The sequence below is a fragment of the Pseudonocardia sp. ICBG1293 genome, assembly GCF_020131355.1.
Taxonomy (GTDB): Bacteria; Actinomycetota; Actinomycetes; order Mycobacteriales; family Pseudonocardiaceae; genus Pseudonocardia.
Genome location: NZ_JAHLEL010000042.1, coordinates 37,761 through 59,043, shown reverse-complemented (window position 1 = coordinate 59,043; position 21,283 = coordinate 37,761). Strand labels below are relative to the sequence as shown.

At 75.5% G+C, this 21,283-nt stretch carries 23 protein-coding genes; 12 read left to right on the top strand and 11 right to left on the bottom strand.

Features of this window, described 5'->3' with window-relative positions; genetic code table 11:
- Positions 1-617 precede the first annotated feature (617 nt).
- On the top strand, positions 618-1,982 hold the full coding sequence (locus tag KPF47_RS19965) for an AMP-binding protein (protein ID WP_374108872.1): 1,365 nt from the start codon (positions 618-620) through the stop codon (positions 1,980-1,982).
- 213 nt (positions 1,983-2,195) lie between these two features.
- On the opposite strand, the gene KPF47_RS19960 is transcribed toward KPF47_RS19965, so the two are convergent.
- The 5 genes from KPF47_RS19960 to KPF47_RS38925 form a co-directional block, all read right to left on the bottom strand.
- On the bottom strand, positions 2,196-3,980 hold the full coding sequence (locus KPF47_RS19960; RefSeq protein WP_224386207.1) for an MFS transporter: 1,785 nt from the start codon (positions 3,978-3,980) through the stop codon (positions 2,196-2,198).
- Between the two features lie 89 nt (positions 3,981-4,069).
- On the bottom strand, positions 4,070-4,687 hold the full coding sequence (locus KPF47_RS19955) for a TetR/AcrR family transcriptional regulator (protein ID WP_224386206.1): 618 nt from the start codon (positions 4,685-4,687) through the stop codon (positions 4,070-4,072).
- A gap of 77 nt (positions 4,688-4,764) precedes the next feature.
- Positions 4,765-5,205, bottom strand: a complete 441-nt coding sequence (locus KPF47_RS19950; protein ID WP_224386205.1) for a tautomerase family protein — start codon at positions 5,203-5,205, stop codon at positions 4,765-4,767.
- 135 nt (positions 5,206-5,340) lie between these two features.
- Complete coding sequence (locus KPF47_RS38930) at positions 5,341-6,204, bottom strand: L,D-transpeptidase (RefSeq protein ID WP_308015277.1); 864 nt, start codon at positions 6,202-6,204, stop codon at positions 5,341-5,343.
- On the bottom strand, positions 6,189-6,668 hold the full coding sequence (locus KPF47_RS38925) for an Ig-like domain-containing protein (protein WP_255658844.1): 480 nt from the start codon (positions 6,666-6,668) through the stop codon (positions 6,189-6,191). The genes KPF47_RS38930 and KPF47_RS38925 overlap by 16 nt, the downstream gene beginning before the upstream one ends.
- Positions 6,669-6,775: 107 nt before the next feature.
- Between KPF47_RS38925 and KPF47_RS19935 the strand changes: the two genes are divergently transcribed.
- The 6 genes from KPF47_RS19935 (at position 6,776) to KPF47_RS19910 (ending at position 13,255) form a co-directional block, all read left to right on the top strand.
- On the top strand, positions 6,776-7,975 hold the full coding sequence (locus KPF47_RS19935; RefSeq protein ID WP_224390247.1) for a cysteine desulfurase-like protein: 1,200 nt from the start codon (positions 6,776-6,778) through the stop codon (positions 7,973-7,975).
- A 26-nt stretch (positions 7,976-8,001) separates the two neighbouring features.
- Entirely contained in the window at positions 8,002-9,195 is a 1,194-nt protein-coding gene (locus tag KPF47_RS19930; protein ID WP_224390251.1) for an ABC transporter substrate-binding protein, read from the top strand.
- Positions 9,192-10,310 carry an iron ABC transporter permease gene (locus KPF47_RS19925; protein WP_224390246.1) on the top strand — a complete coding sequence of 373 codons (1,119 nt, stop codon included), beginning with the start codon at positions 9,192-9,194 and terminating at the stop codon, positions 10,308-10,310. The genes KPF47_RS19930 and KPF47_RS19925 overlap by 4 nt, the downstream gene beginning before the upstream one ends.
- A complete protein-coding gene (locus KPF47_RS19920; protein ID WP_224390245.1) occupies positions 10,307-11,104 on the top strand; it encodes an ABC transporter ATP-binding protein in 798 nt (265 codons plus the stop codon). The genes KPF47_RS19925 and KPF47_RS19920 overlap by 4 nt, the downstream gene beginning before the upstream one ends.
- Before the next feature lie 529 nt (positions 11,105-11,633).
- Positions 11,634-12,461: a uridine kinase gene (locus KPF47_RS19915; RefSeq protein WP_224390244.1), complete on the top strand. Its 828-nt coding sequence runs from the start codon at positions 11,634-11,636 to the stop codon at positions 12,459-12,461.
- On the top strand, positions 12,458-13,255 hold the full coding sequence (locus KPF47_RS19910; protein ID WP_224390243.1) for a molybdenum storage protein subunit alpha: 798 nt from the start codon (positions 12,458-12,460) through the stop codon (positions 13,253-13,255). Before KPF47_RS19915 ends, KPF47_RS19910 begins: the two co-directional genes overlap by 4 nt.
- A gap of 79 nt (positions 13,256-13,334) precedes the next feature.
- Here the strand turns inward: KPF47_RS19910 and KPF47_RS19905 are convergent, their stop codons facing one another.
- Complete coding sequence (locus KPF47_RS19905; protein WP_224390242.1) at positions 13,335-13,991, bottom strand: TVP38/TMEM64 family protein; 657 nt, start codon at positions 13,989-13,991, stop codon at positions 13,335-13,337.
- 150 nt (positions 13,992-14,141) lie between these two features.
- On the opposite strand from KPF47_RS19905, the gene KPF47_RS19900 reads away from it, so the two are divergent.
- Positions 14,142-14,537, top strand: a complete 396-nt coding sequence (locus KPF47_RS19900; RefSeq protein WP_224390241.1) for a hypothetical protein — start codon at positions 14,142-14,144, stop codon at positions 14,535-14,537.
- Here KPF47_RS19900 and KPF47_RS19895 read toward each other — a convergent pair.
- From KPF47_RS19895 to KPF47_RS19875, 5 genes are all read right to left on the bottom strand, one after another.
- Positions 14,500-14,841: a hypothetical protein gene (locus KPF47_RS19895; RefSeq protein WP_224390240.1), complete on the bottom strand. Its 342-nt coding sequence runs from the start codon at positions 14,839-14,841 to the stop codon at positions 14,500-14,502. The two genes, KPF47_RS19900 and KPF47_RS19895, sit on opposite strands and share 38 nt — an antisense overlap.
- 61 nt (positions 14,842-14,902) lie before the next feature.
- Positions 14,903-15,949, bottom strand: a complete 1,047-nt coding sequence (locus tag KPF47_RS19890) for a DUF4185 domain-containing protein (RefSeq protein ID WP_224390239.1) — start codon at positions 15,947-15,949, stop codon at positions 14,903-14,905.
- A 10-nt stretch (positions 15,950-15,959) separates the two neighbouring features.
- Positions 15,960-16,703 (bottom strand): enoyl-CoA hydratase/isomerase family protein, encoded by a 744-nt coding sequence (locus KPF47_RS19885; RefSeq protein WP_224390238.1) that lies wholly within the window; start codon positions 16,701-16,703, stop codon positions 15,960-15,962.
- Entirely contained in the window at positions 16,703-17,236 is a 534-nt protein-coding gene (locus tag KPF47_RS19880; protein ID WP_224390237.1) for a hypothetical protein, read from the bottom strand. Before KPF47_RS19880 ends, KPF47_RS19885 begins: the two co-directional genes overlap by 1 nt.
- Before the next feature lie 31 nt (positions 17,237-17,267).
- Positions 17,268-18,137 (bottom strand): alpha/beta fold hydrolase, encoded by an 870-nt coding sequence (locus tag KPF47_RS19875; protein WP_224390236.1) that lies wholly within the window; start codon positions 18,135-18,137, stop codon positions 17,268-17,270.
- 92 nt (positions 18,138-18,229) lie between these two features.
- On the opposite strand from KPF47_RS19875, the gene KPF47_RS19870 reads away from it, so the two are divergent.
- From KPF47_RS19870 to KPF47_RS19855, 4 genes are all read left to right on the top strand, one after another.
- A complete protein-coding gene (locus KPF47_RS19870; RefSeq protein WP_224390235.1) occupies positions 18,230-18,760 on the top strand; it encodes a hypothetical protein in 531 nt (176 codons plus the stop codon).
- A gap of 73 nt (positions 18,761-18,833) precedes the next feature.
- Entirely contained in the window at positions 18,834-20,132 is a 1,299-nt protein-coding gene (locus KPF47_RS19865) for an MFS transporter (RefSeq protein ID WP_224390234.1), read from the top strand.
- A gap of 79 nt (positions 20,133-20,211) precedes the next feature.
- The gene (locus KPF47_RS19860; RefSeq protein WP_224390233.1) at positions 20,212-20,757 is read left to right on the top strand and encodes a DUF4334 domain-containing protein; all 546 of its coding nucleotides are present in this window, start codon (positions 20,212-20,214) and stop codon (positions 20,755-20,757) included.
- Positions 20,754-21,281 carry a helix-turn-helix domain-containing protein gene (locus KPF47_RS19855; protein ID WP_224390232.1) on the top strand — a complete coding sequence of 176 codons (528 nt, stop codon included), beginning with the start codon at positions 20,754-20,756 and terminating at the stop codon, positions 21,279-21,281. The genes KPF47_RS19860 and KPF47_RS19855 overlap by 4 nt, the downstream gene beginning before the upstream one ends.
- Positions 21,282-21,283: the final 2 nt, after the last annotated feature.

The following is a 21,283-nucleotide window of genomic DNA, read 5'->3' as shown; positions in this document are numbered from 1 at the left end:
TCGAGCGTCTCCAGCGGGATGATCTCGTCGCGGACGAAGCCGCGCATCCACTTCAGCTTCTCCTCGAACTCCGGATCGGTGCTGAAGTCCCACGCCATCGCGTCCGCCTCCCGACGAGCCTCGTTGCCACGGCGAACGTAACCCAGCACCGAGCCACGGCGACAGGGCCGCCGTCCGGCCGCCGTCCGGCCGCCGACCGGCCGGTGATCGACGGTGCGCGCGGTGATCCGCTCCCCGGGTGCGTCCGGACGCACGCAGGGAGCGGATCACCGGGCGGGGATCGGATCACTGAGCGGGCGGCGGATCGACGTGCGGCGGCGGACCACCGGGCCGACGCGGGCGATTGCGCCGGTCCGCGTCGCCGGGGAGGCTCGGGGGATGACCGACGAGGCTCCCGTCCCCACCCACCCGGCGGGTGTCCCGGCCGATCTGGTGGACCTGTCCTACGAGCCGCTGACGCCCACGGCGTTCCTCGACCGGGCCGCGGCGGCGCACGGGGACCGGGTCGCGGTCGTCGACGGTGACCTGCGGTTCACCTACACCGAGTTCCGGGACCGCTGCCGGCGACTGGCGGGCTCGCTCGCCGCGCTGCACGGCGGGCGCCGGTCGCGGTGCTCGTGCCGAACACCCACGTCGGGCTGGAGGCGGCGCACGCGGTCCCCTGGTCGGGCGCGGCGCTGGTCGCGGTCAACACCCGGCTGTCGGCGGGCGAGGTCGCCTACATCCTGGAGCACTCCCGCGCCTCGGTGCTGGTGGCCGACCCGGTGTTCGACGACCTCGTCGCCGAGGTCACCGCCCGCCTCGACACCCCGCCGCACACCGTGCGGGTCGGCCCGGACTACGAGCGCCTCGTCGAGCAGGGGGAGCCCACCGCGGTGCGGCCGGGCGACGAGCGCGGCCTGCTGTCGATCAACTACACGTCCGGGACCACCGGGAACCCGAAGGGCGTGATGTACCACCACCGGGGTGCCTACCTGCAGGCACTGGCGATGGTCGGGCACACCGGGCTGACCGCGTCGTCGGTGCACCTGTGGACGCTGCCGATGTTCCACTGCAACGGCTGGTGCTTCCCGTGGGCGGTCACCGCGGCCGCCGCCACGCACGTCTGCCTGCCGAAGGTCGAACCGTCCCGGATCTGGCAGCTCGTGCGCGAGCAGGGTGTCACCCACCTCAACGGGGCCCCGACCGTGCTGTCGATGATCGCCTACGCCCCGGAGGCCGGGCCGGTGGAGACGCCGGTGGCCGTCGCGACCGGGGGAGCGCCGCCGAGCCCGGCCATCCTGCGCCGGATGGCCGAGCTCGGGTTCGAGGTGACCCACCTCTACGGGCTCACCGAGACCTTCGGTCCGGCGATGATCTGCGACTGGCGCCCGGAGTGGAACGACCTCGACGCCGACGCGCGGGCGCGGATGAAGGCCCGGCAGGGCGTCGGGAACATGATCGCCTGCGCCGTCCGGGTGATCGACGCCGACGGCGCCGACGTCCCGGGCGACGGGCGGACCACCGGGCAGATCGCGCTGCGCGGCAACAACGTCATGCTCGGCTACCTGGACGACGACCAGGCCACCCGCGACGCCGCGCCGGACGGCTGGTTCCGCACCGGGGACATCGGCGTCATGCACCCCGACGGCTACGTCGAGCTCCGCGACCGCTCCAAGGACGTGATCATCTCCGGCGGGGAGAACATCGCCAGCGTCGAGGTGGAACAGGCCATCGCCGACCACCTGGCCGTCCTGGAGGTCGCGGTGATCGCCGTCCCGGACGAGCGGTGGGGCGAGGTCCCCGCGGCCTGGGTGACCCTGCGCGAGGGGGCGAGCGCCACCGAGGACGAGATCGTCGAGCACGTCCGGGGCCGGCTGGCGCGGTTCAAGGCACCGAAGCGGGTCACCTTCGCCGAACTCCCGAAGACCTCGACCGGGAAGATCCAGAAGTTCGTCCTGCGCGACGAGGCGTGGGCGGGGGAGGAGCGCCGGATCCGGTAGCCGCGCCGCGGCCCCCCGCGGCGGTCCCGCCGGTGCTGCGCGGGACCGGAACGGACCGGCCCGGCGCCGCGGACACCGGCTGTGCGCCACGGGCCCTCACAGCGACGCGCGGTGCCGGCGACGCAGGCGCCCCGCGCGCCCGCGTCGACGCCCCCGGACCGGTCCCCCCGGGGAGGCCGGACCGGTCCCCCGGGAGGCCGGACCGGGACCGGGTCAGAGCGGGTCGGCCGCCGGCGCGTCCCGCCGCACCAGCGACAGGGCCGCCTCACCACCCAGTGGCACCCGGTGGGCACGCGGGTGATGACCCGCCTCGGTGACCACGAGGACCACGTGCGTCCCCGGCGCCACCCGGGAGCCGTCCACCGGGACGGCGAGCCGCCCGTCGGGTCCGGTCACCGCCCGGGCCAGCTCGGCGCCGCCGGCGTCGATCACCGTGCCGACCGCACCGGCCAGCGGCCGACCCCGGCCGTCCCGGACGATGCCACGCACCACCGGCGAGGTACCGGGTGTCCGGCCGTCGGCGTGGGCGGCCACCGCGACGCGGGCGTCCACGGCGGCGCCCACGGCGGTCCCGGCCGCGGGGTCGACGGCGGCGTCGCCCGTGGTGTCCGCGCCCCCGGTCGCCGGAGCCGGCCGTCGTTCGGCGGCGGCGAGCACGAGTGCGAGGAGCGCGGCGACCACGGCCGACCCCGTCAGGAGCACCCATCCGGCCCGGACCGAGCCGAACTCCGACGGCAGCCCGGTGGTGTGCGCACCGATCACCGAGACGAGCAGGGCCACGCCCAGCACCGACCCGACCTGCCGGGCGGTGTTGATCAGCGACGAGCCCGAGCCCCACTGCGGGGCGGGCAGCGCGGAGCCGACCACGGACGAGAGCGTGGGCAGGATCAGCCCGACGCCGAGCCCGGTGAGCAGCTGCCCGGGGAGCATGCCCACGCCGTAGTCGGGCGTGCGGCCCAGGTGGAGCAGCCACCAGACCGGCCCGGCCGCGAAGGCCAGGGCGCCGAGCGCCGCCGTCGCACCGATCCCGATCCGCGCCGACAGCCGCCCGGCGAGCCGCGAGACGACGACCACGACCATCGGCCCGGGCGCGAGCGCCAGGCCCGCGAGCTGCGCCGTCCAGCCCCAGGTCCCGGTCAGGTAGAGCACGTTGACGACCAGCATCCCGGCGAACCCGCAGGTGAAGGCCACCATCGTCAGCGCGGCGAGGCCGACGGCCGGCACCCGGACGACGGCGAGGTCCAGGGCCGGGACGGCGTGCCGTCGCGACCGCAGCACGACCGCGACCAGCCCGAGGACCGCGATCCCGGTGGCGGTGAGGACCTCCGCCGAGAGCCACCCGTCGTCCGGGGCGCGGACCAGGGCGTAGGCGAGCGCGCCGATGCCCAGGATCAGGGCCAGTGCGCCGAGCAGGTCGGGCATCCCGGTCCGTGCGACGTCGGACTCGCGCAGCGCCCGCGCCCCGGCCAGCAGCGCCGCGAGCCCGATCGGCACGTTCACCAGGAACACCCAGTGCCACGACGCCTGCACGAGCAGCCCGCCCAGGGGCGGACCGAGCGCCGCGGCGACGGCGCCGATCGAGGCCCACGCGCCGACGGCGCGGCTGCGGTGCTCGGCCGGGTACGCGGCGAGCAGCAGCGACAGCGAGGTGGGCATGACGAAGGCCGCTCCCACGGCCTGCACCGCCCGCGCCGCGACCAGCAGCACCACGCTCGGCGCCACCGCGCAGGCGACCGAGGCGAGGGTGAACACGGCGAGCCCGACCAGGAAGACCCGCTTGTGCCCGAAGCGGTCGGCGAGCCGCCCGGCGAGGGCGAGGAACGCCGCGAACACCACGGTGTAGCCGTTGAGGATCCACGACATCTGCCCGAGGTCGGTGCCGGGGAACGAGGCGCGGATGTCGGGGAAGGCGATGTTGACGATGAACAGGTCGAGGCTCGACAGGAACGCCGCCGCCGACGTGATCAGCAGGACGACACCGGGCCGGGGGGCGGGCATGGCGGTCCTCTCGATACGGACTGATCGGTCCGGTCCGACGGGCGGGCAGGGCGGGCGGGCCGGGCGGCACCGGGCGACGGGGCGGGTGGTCAGGCCCCGACGAGGCGCCGGGTGAGGCGCACGGCGGTGTCGGCGCCGCGCCGGAGACCGTCCGGGTCGCGGTGGGCGGCCTGCATGAACAGCCCGTCGACGACCAGGCAGAGCTCGTCGGCGAGCCGGTCGGGGTCGTCGGTCCCGAGCTCCCCGACCAGTCCGTCGATGACCGCGCGTACCTCCGCCAGGTGTTCCCGGGCGAGGGTGGCCGGTGTGCCGGCCCCGACGGAGGTGTCCGCGCCGTCCGTGGAACCGGCGGGGGAGTCGTCGGGGAACTCGACGAGGTAGTTGCGGAAGGCGCACCCCCGCGAGCCCGTGCGGGTCACCAGGTCGCCGAGCTCGCCGACCAGGGCCACGAGCCGGTCGCGCGGGTCGTCGCCCGCCGCGTCGAGGGCCCGGTGGATCGCGTCCACCCGGCGCTCACGGACCCGGCCGAGGTAGCCCGCGACCAGGTCGTCCTTGGTGGTGAAGTGCTGGTAGAGCAGGTTCTTCCCGGTGCCGGCCTCGCTGATGATCCGGTTCATCCCGACCGCGCGGACCCCGTGCGCGTAGAACAACCGCGACGCGGTCGCGAGGATGCGTTCCCGGGTGCCCGGGGCGGGCGTGCGAGCCATCCGGCGATGATAGCGGACCGATCGGTCCGTTCGTGGCGTCGTGCCGGAAGTGGCCGGTCCGGCCCCGGGAGCCGGCATCAGGGACCGCTCGTGACGACGTCGTCGAGGGGGACCGGCGCGCCGCGCTCGGCCCACAGGCGCTCGCCGGGGGTCCCCGGCCCCGGCGGGCGCAGCCCCTGGATGAGCCAGAGCTCCCGGGAGGTCTCGTCGACGTGGAGCTCCCAGTCCAGCGACCGCTCGGCCATGAAGGGGGTCAGCAGGTCGCGGACCCGGCCGATCAGGCGGTCGCGCGCGGACGCGTCGGGCAGGGTCCGGGCGATGTGGTCCACCTGGATCCGCACGGACCGCTCCCGGGGGACCCCGCCGATGAACAGCGCACCGGGTTCGGCGGCCTGGAACACCACGCCGACGTAGAACGGCGGCAGCATCGAGTAGATGCCGGTGATGCCCTCGGCCAGGATCCGCCGGTCGTCGGGGTCGAGGCAGTCGGCGCTGTGGTGGACGGTCCAGAGGGGCATGGGAGGCCTTTCCGTCGTTGCAGGGTCCCGGGGAGCTTAACGGACCGATCGGTCCCGGACCAGACGGTCCGTCACGACGTGCCGCGCTGTCGTCGGGCGGCCCGGCTCCCGGGAGCGCTCGTCCGCGTGCGGGGGTCAGGACAGTGCGCTCAGCGAGCGCCACTCGTCCCAGGGGATCGACCAGTCGTAGAGGTCGCCGTCGGCCGCGGTCAGCGGCTGCGAGCTGCCGGTCACCTCGACCGGGTCGCCGAACACGGCGCTCGCGAAGAACTCCTTCGCGTCCCGTGTGGACAGGTTGATGCAGCCGTGGCTGACGTTGCGGTTGCCCTGGGCCCACGACGAGGCGGGGTTGGCGTGGATGAACTCGCCGTTGTTGGAGATCCGGACCGCCCAGAACTGCGGCTCGTCGACGTAGCCGTAGTCGGGGTTGCTCATCAGCACCTTCTCCGACTTGGCCATCACCACGTGCACCCCCGAGCGGGTCACCCGGCGAGGGTCGGACTCCAGCCCGTAGGAGGCGTCGTAGCGGGCGACCTCCGCGCCGTCGCGGACGACGACGATCGCGTGGCTGCGGGTGTCGGCCTTCACGACCTGGCTGCGCCCGACGGTGAAGGTCCGGTCCAGGTCGTCGGTCACGTAGGTGCCCCCGCCCAGGTCGAGCCCGCGCAGCGCACCCCGCACGTGGACCCGCGTGTGCGCGGGCCAGTAGGACCTCGGGCGGTAGTGCACCCGCGAGCCCTCGGCGGTGTCGGGCAGCCACGCCCAGGCGCCCTCGACCGTCCGCGACGCGGTGACGCTCAGCTGCCGCTCGACGGCGGCCTTCGCCTCGTCGGGGAGCGTCTCGCCGAACCGCAGCACCACCGGGGCGCCGACGCCGACCTCGCCGCCGTCCCGATGTTCATCGTGGCCTCGACCGTGTCGTCCGGGTCGACGGTGCTGAACGGCGCCGCCGGTACCGGGCGCCGGTCCTGCGGGCCCAGCACTCAGGTGCCCGACCACCGGTAGGTGGTGGCGAACTCCAGCGGCTCCGCGGCGGTCCAGGTGCGGCCGTCGGGGGACAGGGTGCCGGGGACGGTGACCGGCCCGTCGCCGGAGTCGGCGGTGAGCGCGACGCCGTCGAGGGTCCCGGTGCTGACGCCGGTGCGGACCGGGCCACGCGGGGCGACCGGGCCGGGGCCGCCCGGGGTGCTGGTGAGGACCTCGGGCACCGGTGGTGCGGGCGGCACGGCCGGGGCGGGCCGCAGGCGGTCGACGGCGCCGGCGAGGTTGCGGGCCAGCGAGCCGCCGCCGCCGCCCACGGTGTCCCCGACCCGGCCCCCGGCCAGCGCGGCGGTCCCGCCCGCGAGCAGGACCACCAGGGCGACCAGGGTGGTCGCGAGCACCGTCCAGGTGCGCCGGTGCACCGAACGCCGCCGCCGGCGTCGGGTGTGCCGCCCGCGCGAACGCTCCCAGGACCTCGACATGGCGGGGATCATGGCCCGCATGTCACCCACACGGGCGGTACGACACCCCGGTGACATGTGATCGTTGCCCGGGCGCGTCCGGAGCACCGGCGTGACAGGGTTCGGCCATGAGCTACGACGTCGCCGCCGTCCGCAGCCGTTTCCCCGCCCTGCGCGCCGGGATCGCCCACTTCGACGGGCCCGGTGGCTCCCAGGTCCCCGACGCGGTCGCGGGGGCGGTGGCGGCCGCCATGACCTCCCCGCTGGCCAACCGTGGGACGGTCACCAGCGGGGAGCGCGCCGCCGACGCGATCGTGCTCGGCGCCCGCTCCGCCATGGCCGACCTCCTCGGCGTGGACCCGCGCGGGATCGTGTTCGGGCGCAGCATGACCGCCCTGACCTTCGACCTCGCCCGCACGCTGTCCGCGACCTGGTCACCGGGCGACGAGATCGTCGTGACCCGGCTCGACCACGATGCGAACATCCGTCCCTGGGTGAGCGCCGCGCAGGCCGCCGGGGTGACGGTGCGGTGGCTGGACTTCGACCCCGCGACCACCGAGCTCGACGACGTGGCGCCGCTGCTGTCCGACCGCACCCGCCTGGTCGCGGTCACCGGGGCGTCGAACCTGGTCGGGACCCGTCCCGACCTGCCGGCGATCGCCGGGGCCGTGCACGCCGCCGGCGCGTTGTTCATGGTCGACGGCGTGCACCTGACCGCGCACGCCCCGATCGACGTCGCCGCGATCGGCGCCGACCTCTACGCCTGCTCGCCCTACAAGTTCCTGGGCCCGCACTGCGGGGTGCTCGCCGCCGACCCGGCACTGCTGGAGACCCTGCGCCCGGCGAAGCTGGCGCCCTCGAGCGACGCGGTCCCCGAGCGGTTCGAGCTCGGCACGCTGCCCTACGAGCTGCTCGCCGGGACCACCGCGGCCGTCGACTTCCTCGCCGCCCTGGACCCGTCGGCGACCGGGGACCGCCGGGCGCGGCTGCAGACGTCGATGGCTGCGGTCCAGGAACACGAGCGGCCGCTGCGCGAGCGCATCGAGACCCACCTCGCCGGGCTGCCCGGGGTGACGGTGCGCTCCCGCGCAGCCCGGCGGACCCCCACCCTGCTGGTGACCGTCGAGGGTCGCGACGCCGCCGAGGCCTACCGGTTCCTCGCCGACCGGCGGGTCGCGGCACCGGCCTCGTCGTTCTACGCGCTGGAGTGCTCGCGGCGGCTCGGCCTGGGGGACACCGGATCCCTGCGGATCGGCCTGGCCTGCTACACCGACGACTCCGACGTCGACCGGCTCCTCGACGGGCTGTCGGAGTTCGTCGGAGCCTGATCGACATATGTGAGACTGTTCAGGTGATGCGTCCTCGGTGGGTCGTCGCGGCCCTGTTCGCCCTGGCCCTCGTCGCGGGATGCTCGGCACCGGCGACGGCGCCGCCCGCCACCGGCGGGACCGGCGTCGCGGGCCGGGACTGCGTCCCGGGCGCCGCGCCCGCCCCGGACGACACGGTCGCCTTCGCCCACGCCACCAACGTGACGATCACCGGCGGCGACGGGTACCGGGTCCTGACCGTGCGCACGCCCTACCCGGGCGGGCAGCCGCAGTCGGTCGTGCTCGTCGGCTGCGGGCGGGACACCCCGGCCCTGCCGCCGGCGCTCGCCGGGGCCCCGGTGGTGCACACCCCGGTCGGCGGGATCTTCGCCGGGTCCACCACCCAGCTGCCGATGGTCACCGAGCTGGGCGGGCTCGACCGGCTCACCGGTGTCGGCGGGGCGGCACTGGTCACCGACCCCGGCGTGCGGGCCCGCGTGGAGTCCGGCGCCGCCGTCGACTTCGCGCCGAACTCCACGATCGACGCCGAGGCGGTCGTCGCGGCGGACCCGGCGGTGGTGCTCTCGGGCGGGACCGACGACCCGGCGTTCCCCGCCCTGGCCGCGGCCGGGATCCCGGTGGTCGGGTGGGCGGACTACCTGGAGACCGGCCCGCTCGGCCAGGCCGAGTGGATCAAGGTCGTCGGGGCGCTGACCGGCCAGGACGCCCGCGCCGCGGAGATCTACGACGGCATCGCCGGGCGCTACACCGACCTCGCCGCGCGGGTGCGCGGCCTGCCGCCGACACGCGTCGTGGCCGGTCAGCCCTACCAGGGGACCTGGAACGTGGCCGCGGCCGACTCGACCGCGGGCATCCTGTTCCGGGACGCGGGCGCCACCTGGCTCGGCGCCGGGATGCCCGGCACCGGCACCCAGCCCCAGTCCCTGGAGCGGGTCCTGGCCGAGGACGGCGACGCCCCCGTCTGGCTCGCCGACGGCCCGTTCGCCACGACCGCCGACGTCGCCGCGGTGGACCCGCGGCTGTCCTCGCTCGCCGCGGCCCGCCCCGGCGGGCAGCTCTGGACACGGGACCGGGCCACCACCGCGACCGGCGGCAACGCCCTCTACGAGCGCGGCGCGCTGCACCAGGACGAGATCCTCGCCGACCTCGTCGCGATCCTGCACCCGCAGGTCCTGCCCGGGCACGCGTTCACCTACTACCGGCAGGTGCCCGCCGGATGAGCCACGCCGCGCCGGCGTCGCGACCCGCGACCGGCGAGCCGGACCGGGCCGGGCAGCGCTCGGGGCGCCGCGCACCGCTGGCCCTGGGGCTGCTCTCGGCCGGGGTCGTCGTGCTCCTGGCCCTCGCGGTCTCGACCGGCTCGGTGGTGATCGGGCTCGACCGGACCCTGTCGGCGCTGCTCGGGATCGGCACGCCGGACGCCCGGATCGACCTGCTCGTCACCGACCTGCGGCTGCCGCGGGCGGTGACCGCGGCAGCCGTCGGCGTCGGGCTGGGCACCGCGGGCCTGCTGACCCAGACGCTGTTCCGCAACCCGCTGGCCGAGCCCTACGTGCTCGGCGTCAGCGCCGGGGCCGGGCTCGGCGTCGCGCTGGTCACGACGCTCGGGGCGGCCTCCGGCGCCGCCGCTTTCGCCACCGGCGGGCTGGGCGCGGCGCCGGTCGTCGGCGGGCGGCTCACCACCGTCACGGCGGCCGCGGTCGGTGCCGCGGCCGTGCTCGGGCTGGTGCTGGCCCTGTCGCGGTTCGCGTGCTCGGTCACCGCGCTGCTGGTGATCGGCGTGATGCTCGGCTCGGCGGTTACCTCGGTGGTCAGCCTGCTGCTGGTCTGGACCGACCCGCGCACCGCGCAGCAGTACCTGATGTGGGGCCTGGGGTCGGTGTCCGGCGTCGGCCGCGGCGAGCTGCCGGTGCTCGGCGGCATCGTCGTGGCGGGCCTGGCCGCCGTGGTGGTGCTCGCGAAACCGCTGGACGGGCTGCTGCTGGGCGACGACTACGCCCGCACCGCGGGGGTGGACGTCGCCCGGGTGCGGCTGGTCGTGCTCGGTGTCGCCGCCGTGCTCGCCGGGACCGTGACCGCGTTCTGCGGGCCGATCGGGTTCCTCGGGATCGCCGTGCCGCACCTGGCCCGGATGGCGGTCGGCACGTCCCGGCACCGGGTGCTGGTCCCGGCCACCGCCCTGACCGGGGCCGTGGTCGGCCTGGCCTGCGCGATCGTGGCGAACCCACCGGGCGCGGGCACCGTGGTCCCGCTGAACGTGGTGACCTCGCTGGTCGGGGCACCGGTGGTGATCGCGGTGCTGCTGCGCTCGCGGCGGCTGGGCGCGGCCTGGTGAGCGCCGGGCTCGCGCTGTCGCGGCTCGCCGTCGGTCACGCCGAGGGCCGGGCGCTGCGCCGCGGCCGGGTCCGCCCGGTCCTGTCCGGTGTGGACGCGCATGCCGCGCGGGGCGAGCTGACCGTGCTGCTCGGGGCGAACGGCGCGGGCAAGTCCACGCTGCTGCGGACCCTGGCCGGACTGCAGCCCGCACTGGGCGGGGCGGTGACCCTCGACGGCACCGACCTGCTCGGGCTGCGCCCGTCGGAGCGGGCGCGCCGGGTCGGGGTCGTGCTGACCGACCGGCCGGACCCCGGACTGCTGACCGGCCGCGACGTCGTCGAGCTGGGGCGGCTGCCGCACACCGGGGCGGCCGGCGTGCTCGGTCCCGGCGACGAGGCCGCCGTCGACGCCGCGATCGACGCCGTCCGCGCCGGTCCGCTGGCCGGGCGTCCGCTGGCCCGGATGTCCGACGGCGAGCGGCAGCGGATGATGGTCGCCCGCGCGCTGGCCCAGCAGCCCTCGCTGCTGCTGCTCGACGAGCCCAGCGCGTTCCTCGACGTCTCCTCGCGGGTCGCGCTGCTCGGGACGCTGCGCCGGCTGGCGGGGGAGCAGGACCTCGCGGTGCTGCTGTCCACCCACGACCTGGAGCCCGCGCTGCGCCTGGCCGACCGCGCCTGGCTGCTCGACGGCGCCGGCGCGCTGCGCACGGGGGCGCCGGACCAGCTGGCCGCCTGCGGGGCGGTGGGGGCGGCGTTCGACACCGACGAGCTGGCCTTCGACGCGGCGAGCGGCACCTTCCGTCTCCGCGTCTGAGGCGCCCCTGCCCGCGCTGCGCTGCCTATGCCCGCGCTGCTCGCGCCCGCGCCGCGCTGCCCGCGCCCGCGTCGGGGCGCCCGGCCGTGCCGCCGGCGCCACCGCCCCCCCGGCCGGGCCGGAACGCGCCCGGACCGACCCCGGGCGGTCGCCGCCCCACCGGTCCCGCGCCGCAACGGGTTCCGGCCGCGCCGCACACCTGCGGGGCACCTGCAGTGGGACCGGAGCCCGTGCGACGCCGCGCGGGGTGGGGGTGCGCCGCGGGTGCGGGGTCGGAGCGCGGGGTGGGCCGGAGCTGCGGAACGGGCACCGGACAGTGGCATGGATCACCCGGACGGCGTCGCGATCAGTGGATGCGGGCCGGTCGCGCACGACCGGCCGCGTCGACGGCGCGGCGCCCGGGCCCGGTGCCGCAGCCCGGTCGGGGGTGTCCGTGACGTCGTCGGGCACCACGCGACCGGGAGTCGCTAGGTTCGCGCTGGACCGCGCCGCCCGTCCGGGTGCGCGCACCGGAACACGAGGAGATGCGATGACGCACGCCGCGAGCGCGGCCGAACTCGAGTCGCTGCTGCTGACCCGGTCGCTCGACGACCCGGAGCTCGCCGCGGCCACCGAGCGGACCCCCGACACCCGGGTCCTGCCCGACGTGTCCGTGGTCAAGGTCGGCGGGCAGAGCTTCGTGGATCGCGGCCGGGAGGCGGTGTTCCCGCTGGTCGAGGAGCTGCTGGAGGCCCGGTCGACGCACCGGCTGCTGATCGGCACCGGCGGCGGCACCCGCGCGCGGCACGCCTACTCCCTGGCCGCGGAGCTCGGCCTGCCCACCGGTGTGCTCAGCTCGGTCGGCAGTGCCGTCGCCGGACAGAACGCCACGATGCTCGGCTACCTGATGGCCCGGCACGGGGTGCCGGTCGTCGCCGGGGGTGGGTTCGACGCGCTGCCGCTGTCGCTGTCCGAGGTCCGCGCCGCAATCTTCGCCGGCATGCCGCCGTACGCGATGTGGCAGCCGCTGCCCGACGAGGGCGTCATCCCGCCCTACCGCACCGACGCGGGCTGCTACCTCGTCGCCGAGACCTACGGCTGCAAGAACATGATCTTCGTCAAGGACGAGGACGGGCTCTACACCGCGAACCCGAAGAACGACCCGTCGGCGACCCTGATCCCCGAGATCACCGTCGACGAGCTCGTCGAGCGGGACCTGCCCGACCTGATCGTCGAGCGCCCGGTGCTGGAGCTCATGCGGCACGCGAGGCACGTCCGCTCGATCCAGATCGTCAACGGGCTGAAGCCCGGCAACCTCACCTGCGCGCTCGCCGGCGAGCACGTGGGCACGATCATCACCGCGGGAGACGCCCGATGAGCACCACCCACCCCAAGGACGTCGAGTCCCCGCTGGCCCGCCAGACCCTGCTGGACCGCGAGCAGGTCCGCCCCGTCGACCAGCAGCAGCCGGTGATCCGGATGCTGCCCCGTCTGCGCGTCGTCGTGCTCGGCGGACGCTCGATCGTCGATCGCGGCCGCGACGTGCTGCTGCCGATCGTCGAGGAGCTGCGCGCCGCGATCTCCGGGGACCCACTGCTGATCGCCACCGGCGCCGGGATCCGCGCCCGGCACGCGCTCGGCGTCGGCCTCGACCTGGGCCTGCCGACGGGCGCGCTCGCCGAGATCGCCGGTCGTGAGGCCGAGCAGAACGGGCACCTGGTCGCCGCCCTGCTCGCCGAGCAGGGCGTCGCCTACCTCGGGCACGACGCCGTCGCCCACCAGCTGCCGGTACACCTGGCCGCGTCGAACGCGGTCGTCACCAACGGCTACCCGCCCTACGGCGTGCACGAGCACCCGCCGTCGGCGGGGAAGGTCCCGCCACACCGCACCGACACCGGCGCGCTGCTGCTCGCCGACGCCTGGGGTGCGGCGTCGCTGACCTACGTCCGCGACGTCGACGGCGTGCTCGACGGGGACACCGTGCTGCGCGAGGCGTCCGCGGCGGGCCTGCTCGCCGACGCCGCCCGGACCCTGCCGATCGACCGGGAGGCGCTGCGCACCCTGCAGCGCGCCCGCCACGTCCGGTCGGTGCAGATCGTCAACGGGACCGTCGCCGGGAACCTGACCAAGGCCCTCGCCGGGGAGCACGTGGGGACCGTCGTCTCGGCCTGACCCCGGGATCGATCAGTACCTCAGCGCGGTCGGGGCAGGATCGGGCAGCGCTGAGGTACTGATCGACGGGGGCGTCCGCTCAGCCCACCGGGATCGACGGAGCCGGGGGAGCGGGAGGGGCCGGGGGAGCGGTGCGGCGTCGGCGCCGACCCGCGACGAGTGCGGCGGCCGTCAGCAGCACCAGCCCGGCGACAGCGGCCACGAACGGCACCGAGCCGGGGTCCCCGCCGTAGGCGCCTATCGTCACGAACGCCACCGCCGAGGGCAGCACGCCCAGCACGGACCCGGCGAGGAAGTCGCGCAGCCGGATCGCGGTCAGCCCGCAGGCGTAGCTGAGCACCGGGAACGGGATCACCGGCAGCAGCCTGCCCCCGGCGACGGCCCACAGCCCGCCCCGGCGCAGCCGCGCGTCGAGACGGCGGATGCGGGCGCTGCCGATCCCGGCGACGACCTCGCGACCCAGCGTCCGCGACAGCACGAAACCGATCAGCGAGCCCACGGCGACGGCGGTCATCGTGGTCGCCAGGCCGACGGGCAGGCCGAACAGGACCCCGGCCGCGATGCCCATCACGGTCGCGGGCGCCGGGACCAGGGTGAACCCGACGAACAGCACGGTGAACAGGACCGGTGCGGCCCAGCCCGCGGCCGCTGTCGTCGCGCGGACGCCCTCGACCGTCGGCCAGCCGGTGACCAGCAGTACCGCGGAGCCCGCGGCCACCAGTGTCACCAGCAGCACGGGCCGCCACCATCGGGCCACCGTCGACCACCTCCACCCGGGTCTACGAGTGCGGGTACCCGCGGGGTTCGGGTGCGCACCGGCACGGACCGGTGAACGGCGACGGGTGTGCGGCGGACGACGTGTCCGGTATGACACCGTCTCGGCCTGATGAGACGTCCTGCGCGCACCCGCACCCTGCTGGGGTGGATCGCCGTCGCGTTCGTCGGGGCGTGGATCGTCGGGACCGTCACACTGATCGCGGCGGCCGGGGAGCGCGGCGCCGACGACCGGGCCGCCCTCTACGCCCGGGGAGACGCCGCGCTGCGTACCCCCGACGGCGGCGGCGCCCGGCTGCACGAGCTGCTGCTCGACGCCCCGGACCGCGGTTTCGTCGACGACTACGTCGAACGCCTGCAGGCGGCCGGGTCGCCCGCCGTGCTGCCCACCGGGCCGGACCGGGTCGAGGTGCGCTCGGGCCCGGTGCTGGTGACGCTGTCGGTCACCGAGGAGGCGGGACGCTGGTACTTCAGCCTCCTGCCGCCCGGGGAGCGGGAACCGGGCTGACGGCCGGGCGCCGCCACGGCATCCACGGCCGGGGCGCGGGCCCGGGGCCGGCCGCGACGACGACACCGGGGAACCCGGTCAGCAGCCGCGGCACCGCGCGGCGCAGCCGTCGCACGGCGGCGGGACCGTCGACGTCGTCGAGGCGCGCCTGCAGGACCAGCTCGCCGTCGTGGCGCGCGGTCCGCACCCGGGACAGCTCGGGCAGCGTCCGCGCCAGCACACGCAGCTCGTCGGCGGTGAGGGGACAGCCACCGACGACCACCGTCGCGGTGAAGGGGCGCGTCCCGTCGTGCTCCGAGCTCATGGAGCGCCCTACGAGCAGAACCCCCGTCCGGGTGCGGCCCATGCCGGGAGATACCCACTTCTCATGACGCCGGGACCCGGGGTTGCTCCGTCCGCAGCAGCTCCGTGACGTCCGTCCGGAACTGCATCGCGCGGTAGGGCCAGTTGGTCGTGGTGTTCCACTGGCTGACCACCAGGTGCAGGTCGTCGAGCGTCGAGCCGGGGACGACGTAGCCGCCGTAGAGCTGCGCGACCCGGCCGGTGGCGTGGTCCTCGTCGTCCCAGCCGCAGCCGGTCAGCACGGTGGCCCGGGGTGCGCGGTGCAGGTCGGCCTCCGGGCGGTCGAGCAGCAGCGTGTCGATGCGGTAGTGCCCGGCGTCGAACACGGTGAGGAGCAGGTGTCCGCGGCCGTCCGGGCCCGGGACCCGGCGCAGGTTCAGCTCCCCGAACGCGCCCGGCAGCGTCAGCGTCGGCGGGTTGCCCCAGTCCCAGCGCTCCCCGGCGAAGCCCCACGGCTCCCACGCGGAACGGTCGGTGATCCGGTCGGCCGGGACCCGGTGCAGCAGCAGACCGTCCCGGCGCTGGAAGCCGGTGGTGTAGGCGTAGACGTACCCGTCGCCGCCGTCGCACCAGGTCAGCTGCTGGAACAGGCCGTCGTGGTGGTCGCCGGGCCAGTCGCAGCCGGTGCGCTCCCAGGTGACGCCGTTGTCGTGGGAGGCGAGGATCTCGCTCCACAGCACGTTGCCCAGGCCCTTGTTCGCCATCACGTGCAGGTACATCGTGTCGCCGACGGTGATGACGTCGGCGGGCAGGATGGTGGTGACGCGGCGGTGCAGCCGGAACCAGTTCGTCGCCGGCTTGCCGACGAGCCGGCAGGCGTAGTCGGCGGTGTCCCCGCCGGAGCCGGTCCAGCGCAGCCCGGACCGGAACCCCTGCGGGTCGGCGAACAGCACCACCGGGGAGCGCCAGCCCGGGCCGCCGACCCCGGCCCGGTCGAACGTGTCGCCGAAGACGGCGACCAGCCGCCCGTCCGGCGCGGTGGCGAGGATGCCGAGGTCGGTGCCGCCGATCCCGAACCGGTCGGTGTGCCCCGGCCCGGTCAGGTCGGCGATCTTGGTCGTGACGGCCATGGCGGCGACCCTACGGCCGGTACCTCGTGATCGCGGCGCGGGTCGCGGGCAGCGCGAAGACCTCCGCGAAGGTGTCGACACTGGCGTCCACCGACCCGGTGATGCCCAGCTCCCGCCAGGTCTCGAGCAGCTCCTTCTGCGCGGCGAGGACCTCCCGGGTCGGGACGAGCAGGGTCGTGACCAGGTCGTCGACGGCGGCGTCGAGACCGCTGGGGTCCTCGACCAGCCGGTTCACCAGCGGTGCCACCCCGGGCTCGTCGACCCGGTGCACGCTGCCGGTCAGGACCATCTCCTGGGCGAGCGCGGCGCCGACGTAGCGGGGCAGGAGGGCCGCGTCGACCACGGACGGGATGCCGAGGCGCACCTCGGGCAGCCCCACCCGCACCCCGGAGTGCGCGACGCGCAGGTCACAGGCCAGGGCCAGCTCGAACGCGGCGCCCAGACAGGCACCGTTGAGCCGGGCGAGGGTCGGGACCGGCGCGGTGCGCACCGCACGCAGGCACTCCGCGAGCCGGGTGATGATCTCCCGGCCGTCGCCGGGCCCGGCGTCGCGGAAGACGTCGAGGTGCATCCCCGCGCCGAACGCGCGGTCCCCGGTGCCGGTGAGCACGACGACCCGCACCCGGTCCGGGAGGTCGGTGACGGCGTCGGCGATGGCGTCGACGTCGTCGAGGTGCAGCGCGTTGGCCGCACCGGGGCGGTCCAGGGTGACGGTCCGGACGGGGCCGTCGTCGTGCACCCGCGGTGTCCCCATCAGTGCACCGTCCACGGCGGGGGGACGGTCCGCGGGGGTCGTCGCCGCAGCAGCAGGACCAGCACCAGCAGCACGGCCGCCCCGACGCAGGCGGCGACCGTGGTCAGGATCGCCACGAGCAGCGGGGTGACCCCGGCCGCGGCCACGACCAGCGCGACCCCGATCCCGCGGGCCCCCGGCGCGGCGGACAGGGTGAAGGTCCCCGGCTCGGTGGCCTCGAACGACCCGATCAGGAAGCCGGAGCGGGCACCGACGGAGTAGGTCTCGTCCATCGTCGCCGGGACCAGGGGCATCGGTCCGGACGGGCCGGTCACCGTGGGCAGCGCGTCGGCGGAGCCGGCTCCGCTGCGGGTCTCCAGGTAGACCCAGCGGGGCCCGGGGTCGGTCACCACGACCGGACCGCCGGTGCCCGCGGGGACGGCGACGTCCGCGGGCAGTGCGGCCCACCGCGCCCAGGACAGCACGGCCACCAGCGTCAGCACCGTGACCGCCGCGCCGCCGACCCACCGCCATCCCCGGACCACGACGATCATCGGACCACAGCGGCCGCCCCGACGACAGGTCCTACCGGGCGGCCGCGGCGGCCACCGCGTCGGCGAACACCCGCGGTGCCTCCACCGGGACGAAGTGCCCGACGCCGTCGACGGCGGTCACGGTGACCTCGGCGAAGAACTCCCCGACCCGGTCGGACCACGCGCGCGGGAACAGCGGGTCGTGCTCGGGCCACAGGAGCGTGGTCGGGACGGTGATCCGGTCGGCCGGGTCGGGCGCGGTCTCGGCCAGCGAGCGGGCCACCGCGCCACCGCCGGAGCGGTACCAGTTGACCGACGCGACGAACGCCCCCGGCGCGCCGTAGACGGTGGTGAGGTGGTCGAGGCGCTCGTCGTCGGGGGTGAACCCCGGGCCGGACCAGTGCGACCAGAAGTGGCGCAGGTACGCGCGGGTCGCGCGGGCGTCGCCGTCGACGAGCTCGCGGGCCAGGTCGAGCTGGTGGAAGGACTGGTACCAGAACTCCCGCATCGGCTGCTCGTCGAGGATCCGCCGTCCGACGCCGGGCGCGGGCGGGGTGACGACGAGCGCCCGCAGCAGCTCCGGGTGGTCCTTCGCGAGCTGCTGGCCGACACGGCTGCCCACGTCGTAGCCGGCGACGACCACCTCCGACAGGTCCAGCTCACCGAGCAGCGCCGCCAGCGAGCGCGCCTGCGCGGCCGCGGAGTACTGCTCGGTCGGGTCGTGGTCGTGCTTGTCGGCCCCCCCGAACCCGCGCAGGTCCGGGACGACGACGTCGTGCCCGGGGGTCAGCAGCTCCGCGACGGCGGTCATGTCGGTCCGGTCGCCCGGCCAGCCGTGCAGCAACAGGACCGGTGGCGCGCCGGGCACGCCGTGGCGGTCGTGGGCCAGTCGGAAGCCGTCGGTGGCGGCGGACAGCGGCATCGCGGGGACCCTCCGGGATCGCGGGACGGGCGGCTCGAAGTACTGAGAAGTGATGATGGGGTGCCCGGGTCGCGACGGCGATACTCGCGCCCGTGAGCGAGCGCCGGGACCCCGACGTCGAGGTCGACTGGGACGACCCGGAGACCCCCACCCCTGGCTGGATGGGGTTCCTGCTGGCGCTGTGGCTGCTGCTCGCGCTCGCCTGCGGGTGGTCCGCCGTCGACGACCTGCGCCTGGCCACCGGCTCGGTCGGCGCGCCCGGCGTCCTGGAGGTTACCTCCTGCACCGACCTGGGGGAGGGCCGCTACGACTGCGACGGCCTGTTCCGGCCCGACGCCGGTGGGACCCCGATCGCCGTCGACGCCTCACCGGACTCCGCCGCCGGGGAGGTCGTCGCGGCGCAGCTGACCCCGGCGGGCGACCGCGCCGTGCCGACCGGGACGACCGGGGTCCTCGCCGCGCTCACCCTGCCGTTCCTCGGCGTCACGCTGCTCGGCTACCTGCCCTGGACGACGGCGGTGGTGCTCGGCACCCGGCGGGGGCGGCGGGGGCTCGCCGTCCTCGGGCACCTGGTGACGGCCGTCGCCGGGTCCGCGACGGTGGTCGGCCTCGTTCTGTCCTGACCGGTCCGGTCGAATTGTCGGGCCGTAACGGTTACCGTTCGCCGACCGTTCGGCCGACACGTCAGGGGGATCCGTGTCCCAGGCACCCACCACCGGATCGACGGAACGTCACCGTCTCCCGGTCCGGACGCTCGTCGCGGCGTCCATCGGCAACGCGGTCGAGTGGTACGACTGGACGATCTACGCGACGTTCTCGATCTACTTCGCGACGCAGATCTTCCCGCCCGAGAACGCCGCACTGGCGCTGATCTCGACGCTCGCGACCTACGCGCTCGCCTTCTTCTTCCGGCCCCTGGGTGGGCTGCTGCTCGGCCGGTTCGCCGATCTGCGGGGCCGTCGGACCGCGATGCTGGTGACGATCCTGCTGATGGCGGGCGGCTCGTTCGTCATCGGGCTGCTGCCGACGTTCGCGATGATCGGCTGGTTCGCGCCCGTCCTGCTGCTGCTCGCGCGCATCGCGCAGGGCATGTCGCTGGGCGGTGAGGTCTCCAACGCCTCGGCCTACCTCGCCGAGATCGCCCCGCGCGAGCGCCGTGGGCGCTACTCGTCGTTCTTCTACATCTCCACCGGCACCGCGGTGCTGTTCGCCTCGCTCACCGGTTTCGTCCTGGCCGCGACGCTGACCGAGGACCAGCTCGCCGCGTGGGGCTGGCGGATCCCGTTCCTGCTCGGCGGGGTGCTCGGGATCATCGGGCTCTGGATGCGCCGCCAGATGAGCGAGACCGAGCAGTTCGAGGACAACAAGGAGTCGGCGGCCCGGATCCGCAACCCGCTCATGCTGACGCTGCGTGAGCACCCGAAGGCCGTGGCGCAGCTCGTCGGCTTCACGATCCTGCACACCCTCTGCTACTACACGTTCTTCTCCGCGCTGACGCCGTTCGCCACCCGGTCCCGCGGCGCCGACGCGACCGAGGTGTTCCTCGCGCTGTCGATCGCGACCGCGATCTTCGTGCTCCTGCAGTACCCGATGGGTGCCGCCGCCGACCGCTACGGCCGCCGACCGCAGATGCTGGTGTGGTCCGCGGCCACCGCGGTGCTGGTCGTACCGCTGTCGTTCCTCATCGGGCCCGGCTTCTGGAACATGTTCGTCGTGTTCGCCGTCGGGCTGGGGCTCTACACGGCGATGACCTCGGTCGCGCCGGCGATCATGAGCGAGCTGTTCCCGACGAAGGTCCGTGCCCTGGGCATCGGCGCCTGGTACAACCTGACCGTCGCGGTGTTCGGCGGGACCGCGCCGCTGGTCATCGCCTCGCTGCAGGAGGCGGACCTGGCGATCCTGTTCTTCGTCTTCGTCTACGTCGCCGTCGGGGCCGTCATCTCCTTCGTCGCGGTGCTGACCCTGCCCGAGACGAAGGGCTCGGCCCTGCGCTGACCCCGCACGCGTCCCGGTCCCGCGCGCACCCGGCTTGTAGGCTCCATCGAAACGTTGCCGTTTCGATGGAGGGCTCGCGATGACCAGCACCGCACCGGCCGACACGCTGCGCCTTCTCGCGCACGGAGCCACGGTCGAGGAGGGCCTGGGCTTCTTCGACGCGCTGCCGGCCGTCGGTGTCGAGGAGATGCTCGGCGACTGGTCCGGCGGCGAGATCCCCACCGGCAACCCGATGGACGGGCTGCTCGGCCGCTTCGGCTGGCACGGGAAGCGCTTCGACGGCCTCGACGAGGTCCACCCGCTCGTGATGGACCACCCGCGCGGAGGCCGGTTCTCGCTCAACCCCGCCCTGGTCCCGCTGCCCGCGCTGCTGCGGTACCCGGCCGTCCTGCGCCACGCCGCCCTCGCCCGGCTCGCCCGCACCGCGGGCCCCGCCCTCGCCACCCGGGCGCCGAAGGCGCGGCTGCGCACCACCGTCTACCGCGGGGTCGCCAGTGCCACCATGTGCTACGACGACCTGCCGATCCACGACGTCTTCCGGCGCGTCGACGACGACACCGTCCTGGGCGCGATGGACATGCGCGGCCTGGCGGACCCGTTCCTGTTCTTCCTGCGCCGCGAATGACCAGCCGCTTCCCCGACGAGCGGCGCCGGGAGGTGCTCGCCGCGGCCCGCCGCCTCGCCGCGGAACGCGGCTACTCCTCGACCACCGTCGAGGCCGTCGCCGCGGCGACCCGCACCAGCAAGGCGACGCTCTACCGGCAGTGGGGTGACAAGGCCGCGCTGGTGGTGGAGGCCGTCTCGGCGGACAGCCGGCTCGCGCTCGACCGGCTCGCCGCGCGGGCCCGGGCCGACGTGCCGATCGTGCTCGGCCTGGCCGGGGCCGGGCAGAGCGACCCCGCGCTGCTGGCCGCGCTGTCCTCGCTGCTGCTGCCGCAGGTCGAGGCGCTGCGGGTGCTGGTCCTCAGGGCCGTGGCCCGCGGGGAGCTGACCGGCGAGCCGCCCGCCGCCCGGCACCTGCCGTACCTGCTGGCCGGGGCACTGGTGGCACCGACGCTGCTCGACGGGCCCGCCGCCGTCGCCGACGCCGGGTACCTCCGGTCGGTCTGCGACGACGTGCTGCTGCCCGCGCTCCGGGCGCGTCCCTGACC

What these genes read in the sequence shown, in the direction of transcription:
- KPF47_RS19960 (WP_224386207.1), bottom strand. Translation starts at nt 3,980, where the DNA reads ATGCCCGCCCCCCGGCCCGGTGTCGTCCTGCTGATCACGTCGGCGGCG.
- KPF47_RS19935 (WP_224390247.1), top strand. Translation starts at nt 6,776, where the DNA reads ATGAGCTACGACGTCGCCGCCGTCCGCAGCCGTTTCCCCGCCCTGCGC.
- KPF47_RS19885 (WP_224390238.1), bottom strand. Translation starts at nt 16,703, where the DNA reads ATGGGGACACCGCGGGTGCACGACGACGGCCCCGTCCGGACCGTCACC.
- KPF47_RS19860 (WP_224390233.1), top strand. Translation starts at nt 20,212, where the DNA reads ATGACCAGCACCGCACCGGCCGACACGCTGCGCCTTCTCGCGCACGGA.
- KPF47_RS19955 (WP_224386206.1), bottom strand. Translation starts at nt 4,687, where the DNA reads ATGGCTCGCACGCCCGCCCCGGGCACCCGGGAACGCATCCTCGCGACC.
- KPF47_RS19925 (WP_224390246.1), top strand. Translation starts at nt 9,192, where the DNA reads ATGAGCCACGCCGCGCCGGCGTCGCGACCCGCGACCGGCGAGCCGGAC.
- KPF47_RS19910 (WP_224390243.1), top strand. Translation starts at nt 12,458, where the DNA reads ATGAGCACCACCCACCCCAAGGACGTCGAGTCCCCGCTGGCCCGCCAG.
- KPF47_RS19950 (WP_224386205.1), bottom strand. Translation starts at nt 5,205, where the DNA reads ATGCCCCTCTGGACCGTCCACCACAGCGCCGACTGCCTCGACCCCGAC.
- KPF47_RS19880 (WP_224390237.1), bottom strand. Translation starts at nt 17,236, where the DNA reads ATGATCGTCGTGGTCCGGGGATGGCGGTGGGTCGGCGGCGCGGCGGTC.
- KPF47_RS19900 (WP_224390241.1), top strand. Translation starts at nt 14,142, where the DNA reads ATGAGACGTCCTGCGCGCACCCGCACCCTGCTGGGGTGGATCGCCGTC.
- KPF47_RS19875 (WP_224390236.1), bottom strand. Translation starts at nt 18,137, where the DNA reads ATGCCGCTGTCCGCCGCCACCGACGGCTTCCGACTGGCCCACGACCGC.
- KPF47_RS19895 (WP_224390240.1), bottom strand. Translation starts at nt 14,841, where the DNA reads ATGAGCTCGGAGCACGACGGGACGCGCCCCTTCACCGCGACGGTGGTC.
- KPF47_RS19890 (WP_224390239.1), bottom strand. Translation starts at nt 15,949, where the DNA reads ATGGCCGTCACGACCAAGATCGCCGACCTGACCGGGCCGGGGCACACC.
- KPF47_RS19915 (WP_224390244.1), top strand. Translation starts at nt 11,634, where the DNA reads ATGACGCACGCCGCGAGCGCGGCCGAACTCGAGTCGCTGCTGCTGACC.
- KPF47_RS19930 (WP_224390251.1), top strand. Translation starts at nt 8,002, where the DNA reads ATGCGTCCTCGGTGGGTCGTCGCGGCCCTGTTCGCCCTGGCCCTCGTC.
- KPF47_RS38925 (WP_255658844.1), bottom strand. Translation starts at nt 6,668, where the DNA reads ATGTCGAGGTCCTGGGAGCGTTCGCGCGGGCGGCACACCCGACGCCGG.
- KPF47_RS19855 (WP_224390232.1), top strand. Translation starts at nt 20,754, where the DNA reads ATGACCAGCCGCTTCCCCGACGAGCGGCGCCGGGAGGTGCTCGCCGCG.